7 protein-coding genes are annotated in these 4,943 nt (G+C 49.3%); 5 read left to right on the forward strand and 2 right to left on the reverse strand.

Translation table 11 applies throughout. The features are described from left to right. Both H6F50_RS06390 and H6F50_RS06395 read left to right on the forward strand, forming a co-directional pair. A partial coding sequence (locus H6F50_RS06390; RefSeq protein WP_190427626.1) for a type II secretion system F family protein occupies positions 1–207 on the forward strand: 207 nt, incomplete at its 5' end. 126 nt (positions 208–333) lie between these two features. Continuing rightward, the gene (locus H6F50_RS06395) at positions 334–921 is read left to right on the forward strand and encodes a hypothetical protein (protein WP_190427630.1); all 588 of its coding nucleotides are present in this window, start codon (positions 334–336) and stop codon (positions 919–921) included. A gap of 59 nt (positions 922–980) precedes the next feature. Here H6F50_RS06395 and H6F50_RS06400 read toward each other — a convergent pair whose 3' ends face one another. After that, entirely contained in the window at positions 981–2,003 is a 1,023-nt protein-coding gene (locus H6F50_RS06400; protein WP_190427632.1) for a saccharopine dehydrogenase-like oxidoreductase, read from the reverse strand. Positions 2,004–2,368: 365 nt separating this feature from the next. On the opposite strand from H6F50_RS06400, the gene H6F50_RS06405 reads away from it, so the two are divergent. From H6F50_RS06405 to H6F50_RS06415, 3 genes are read left to right on the forward strand one after another with little or no spacing between them, the layout of a single operon-like run. After that, entirely contained in the window at positions 2,369–2,578 is a 210-nt protein-coding gene (locus H6F50_RS06405) for a DUF2997 domain-containing protein (RefSeq protein WP_190413832.1), read from the forward strand. A gap of 47 nt (positions 2,579–2,625) precedes the next feature. Continuing rightward, a complete protein-coding gene (locus H6F50_RS06410) occupies positions 2,626–3,012 on the forward strand; it encodes a DUF1257 domain-containing protein (RefSeq protein WP_190413833.1) in 387 nt (128 codons plus the stop codon). Further along, entirely contained in the window at positions 3,012–3,464 is a 453-nt protein-coding gene (locus H6F50_RS06415; RefSeq protein ID WP_190427636.1) for a ferredoxin, read from the forward strand. The genes H6F50_RS06410 and H6F50_RS06415 overlap by 1 nt, the downstream gene beginning before the upstream one ends. A 117-nt stretch (positions 3,465–3,581) precedes the next feature. Here H6F50_RS06415 and H6F50_RS06420 read toward each other — a convergent pair. Beyond that, positions 3,582–4,943 (reverse strand): DUF3769 domain-containing protein (locus H6F50_RS06420; protein ID WP_190427639.1); only part of this gene is annotated, 1,362 nt, incomplete at its 5' end.

Here is a 4,943-nt window from a genome sequence, read left to right on the forward strand (position 1 = left end):
ATGATTAGTATTGGGGAAGAGACAGGTCAGTTAGATGCCATGATGATGAAAGTGGCAGATTTCTATGAAGATGAGGTTGAGCAAGCGGTGAAAGCACTCACCAGCGTTCTCGAACCCATTATGATGGTGGTGTTAGCGGGGATGGTCGCGGTGATTTTGCTTTCGATGTATCTCCCCATGTTTGCTGTGTTTGACAAACTAGGCTAATCAATTTCAGGTTTTGGATTTTTCTCATTCCCAGATAAATCTGGGAATGAGATTTGGGATGGAGGGCTTATGGTACTTAACGATGACCTAATCTCCAATCTAAGATTGAAAATTTAAAATCAAAATATGTTTGTTAAGCAATCCTATTACGAAGCTAGCTTGGCGGAGTACAGTAACCTGTCTGGAGCGATCGCATTGCTCAAGCAGCACCGACCTTATCTGGAGATGATTCCTAGTATGCGCCGGTCTGAGGAGAGCGCGATCGCCATTCCTTTGCCGGTGGTGCGAATTCGCCATGCCTCCTCTAAAGCAGAAAGCCATGGCGTTGTCACATCTAGAGGAGAAGCGATTCGCTTGCCCTGTGATGTGGCAATTTTAATGTGTGACCCCGAATGGAAAATCAAAATGGGGGTGGAGATTTTTGTCTTTATTCACCGTCCCCAAGAAGACTTTTCCGACTTTTTGAGTCGATGGCGGCAGACGCAGGTGTGGCTGGACAAAGAATATGAGTGGTTGATGCCGCCTCGCCATCAACACATTTTCAGCGAGGGCGCTGACAAGCTATATCCTTTGTTTGTTGTATTTCCAGAGACGCCAGAACGAATTAAGCGAGGCTTAATGGGAGCCTGTCTCCCCTTTGTCATCCAGACCCCAATGTTGGATGTTGAGGAACAGGCACAGGAATCTTTTTTGCCTGAAAGTCCCAACGTTTGACGGTTGAAGCAGGTTGAAGTGTAATCAACCTGCTAACGTACCCATTTTCAACCTGTTAACTACTTGACAAACTGCGGCATGACTTCGGCGGCGGTCAACAAACCATAGATGCCTCGACGATGGAGTGCGACTCCGGCTTTGAGATAGCCGAAGGCAGGGCCGCAGACATTGGCTGCCATACTGGTTTCATCGCCAAGGGTAAAGGTATGGGTAGAAATCTTGCCTTCAAAGGTGCGACCTGTCACTTGGACATTCGTGCTGAGTGGTTTTTTGGGATTGCGGGTATCGACGACGCCGCCGACCGTAACGCGATCGCGCGGACAAATTCCAGCTAGCTCTAGCATCACATCATCAGCGTGTTCCATATTCTCCAGAGCCAGGATGCCGTTGGTTTTATCCAGCAATGCTTCCACTTCGGCATCACTCATGGCTCTGGCGCGCTCCACATCGTAGCCGGGTAGATGGGCAATATCTTCCCGAATTGTCGCTCGGTAGGCTTCCCAATTTGCAATCCCTACCCCAAACGTAATCTTGACGCTATGGATTTCGGCATAACTTTGGGCAGCAAGAGCCGCGGCTGCCGTCAACAACCCAGGCGTCGCCCCACAGCCAGTCAGATAAGTAATTCCTGCTGCAAGAAGTTCCTCTTGCAGATCCAATAGCTGCTCGACAGCGCTGGTACGTTTCAGGGCGTCTACCAGAACCCCCCGCCAGCCAGATTGAATAAATTGCCGCGCGACGGACGCCATAAAGGTGTTGGGCAGATTAGGCAGTGCCAGGAAATATCCATCTACCGGCTTAGCTCGTTCGATTAAGTCTTGGATGCTCTGGCTGCTGAGGGTGCCTGTCGGCTCTAAATAGCCAAGAGAACCCCTTGTTTGGTAAATCGCAATGCTGGCATCTGGATCTAACCCTTGGGCGGCGTAGGTATAGCCTTTCTGGTCAGCAGCTGCAACCCAGATCATCTCGCGTTTTGGCGCAAGCACTCTGGCGGCAGCCTGCCCCAGTCCACCAAAGCCTAAGACGCCCACTCGAATGGGGGTTGGGGAGTTGATTGAACCTGTGACTTGCTCTGCACTCATAGCGTCTTCTTGCAATTGAACAAACTTTAATTATCCAGGCTCCTGGGCGATCCGGTTCGTTCACTTCGATGAGCCAGGGTGATCGCTCAAGAAGTCTGTTGGCTTTTTTGCCCCATTTCGGATAATTTCTCTATCTTGACGCAGATGTAAAGTTAAGCGACACTGACAAATAATCAAAGTAAGACTCGCCTAATTAATTAAGTTTTGTTACGTTTTAACTCGTTGTGACTCAATTGCTCAACATTTGAGCAACATTAATTTATTAATATCCCAGCGAGTCAGTTCTAAGAAAGATGTCTTATTCGGCAGCATCAGCAGTATGGTTCGTGCCGCCGCCTAACTTGAGCAATCCCTAACCAATGAGCATGGAAACGCTAGAGTTTATCATTTATCCGGATGGTCGGGTGCAGGAGAAAGTCACCGGAATTACTGGGAAATCCTGTGCCGAAGTGACTGCCGCTATTGAAGCCCAATTGGGTCTGGTACTAACTCAGGAACCGACTTCTGAATTTTTTGCCTCAGTGATTCATCAGAGTGCGACGGCGACAGCCGGGGCAACTTATAGCGAGTGGTAAGGTAAGTTTTTTTTTGAGTCCAACTTAATTTATTTGAAAAAATCGTCATGTCACACTTTAGCAACATCAAAACTCAAATCCGCAATCTTGTCTCGTTAGAAGCCGCTTTGACCGACTTAGGAATAGATTGGAAATCTGGCCCCCAAACAGTGCGCGGCTATCGCGGTCAAACCCTTACGGCTGATGTTGCCATTGAGCAAAAAAATGGTTATGACATCGGTTTTCGTTGGAATGGTCAGGAATACGAACTTGTTGCTGACCTACAGTATTGGCAGCAAACGGGTTCTGTAGAGCGGTTTCTCAACCGAGTGACTCAGCGTTATGCTTACCACACGGTTGTCAAAGAATCTGCAATGCAGGGCTTCCAAGTTGCCGAGCAAAAACAGAATGAAGATGGTTCAATCCGCCTAGTAGTGCAGCGCTGGAGTGCCTAATGTCTGATTACCCAACTCCTGAACAGCCAACTCCCGAACGTTCTGGCTTGGAGCCAGAGTTAGGTGGTATTTGGCGGGATGCACCGGAACGTTCGGGTTTGGAGCCGGAGTTGGGTGGCTCCCTGCGGCAAAAAGGTGTCTATGTTGATGAAATAACCTGTATTGGCTGCAAGCACTGTGCCCATGTTGCTCGCAATACTTTTTATATTGAGCCAGATTATGGGCGATCGCGTGTAGTTCGGCAGGATGGAGACTCGGAAGAAGTCATTCAAGAAGCCATTGACACCTGTCCGGTCGATTGTATCCACTGGGTCGATTACACGGAATTGAAAAAGCTTGAACAAGAGCGGCAATATCAGGTGATTCCATTGATCGGATTCCCTGCTGACCATGCGATTACGGCTGTGAAGCAGCGGCAAAAGAAGGTTAAAAAAAGCAACCGAAACCCATAGACTAATAGACTAAAGGTTCGCTGGTATAAAAAATGCCCGTCTGTACGGGCTAAATAAATAAAACCCCCAATAGCAGGCATCTGTTGGGGATTTTATTTAAAGCATTGCACTCAGTTTCTAACGAGAAACCCCTTGCACGACTGGACGCACACCAGAGCCAGGGAACGGTTCCGGAGTACCCAACCAGTTAAAGTCATTCAGCCGAAAACTGATGGAACCCAGCTGCAAAACAGGGTTGTAACGCAGGACAATGTTGTAGGTGCGGCGGCTGTATTCCAGAAAGTAGTCGGTGCTGATATTCTCCTTAGTATTTAAATTGACCGAGGTTTGAAAACCCAGGCGAAACGGGCCATAAATCTGTTGGGTAATGCCAGCGGAAAGGACGTTGGTGTCCACGAGGCGGTCAAATAAGAAAGGTGATATACCACCACGAGCAACTTGAGAGTAAGTAACATTAAACCCGGTGTAATCTAAAAAAGGTCGGGAGAAATGACCGAATTGCCCTTGCACCCCAATGCTCCCGCTCAAGGATTCCTGGCTATCCCCACTACTGTAACCACTATAAACGCCAGTGACGCCCGTCGTTAATTGTACATAGGGAACAACTGGCACGGGTGTGTAGCGCAGTCCTTCGGTGGGGGTGGCAGGCAACCCTTTACCCCGCCAAAGTAAAAAGTTGCGGTTGAGGGAGGCACTAGCTTGATAGCGACTGAGACTGACGCGATTGTTGGTTTGCCCTGGTTCGAGCAAGTCTAAACGGTCTGTATCTGCGTTGATGAACTGGGCACCCGCTTGATAAGTGAGGTTGATGCCAGTATTCCCTAAGGGAATGACCGGAGAAGTCAGAACTGCGCCTAAACTACTCTGGACAGTTTGATAGCCGAGAGAGCCGTTGAACAGGCGATCGCGGTAGCTATATTCTAAATTCAAGGTATGGGGTAGCCGGGTGCCGATGATCTGGCGCAGTCGCAGGCTCGCTCTTAGCTGGTCGTCTGCGATCTCTTCCGGATCTAGACTGGTGAAAACAGCTGACCCTCTCAGGGTCGTGGTGGGGCTGAGGGTGGCATCTAGTCTAGTCCTGAGACCAAACACAGAGGGATCGATGAAGCTTCCCTCAGAAACGGCTTTTTGAAGAAAATATTGCGGGGTGACGCGCAATCGCACGCGGTTGGTAGAAATCAGTTGAAAGGTTCGTTCCGCAAACACACCGCCCCGGTCTTCAGCATCATACCCGAAGGTGACGAGACCCGGTTCGGTTTCGCTCCGGTCAATTACTCTACGATCTTGAAAAATCGGAATTGAAAAACCCTGGTCAAAAACGACGCGGGAGCGGGTGGTGGTAATTTCATCTACCAGGGGCGAAATCCGCCTAAATCTGGCTGTATCTGCCCGTACCTCAAGTTCTGGTGGCGAAAAGGGGTCGTTGGTTAGCCGAACATTGGTGGCAAAGGCTCCTTCGGAGTCGAAATCTACCCGATC

The organism is Coleofasciculus sp. FACHB-712 (genome assembly GCF_014695635.1).
GTDB lineage: Bacteria > Cyanobacteriota > Cyanobacteriia > Cyanobacteriales > FACHB-T130 > FACHB-T130.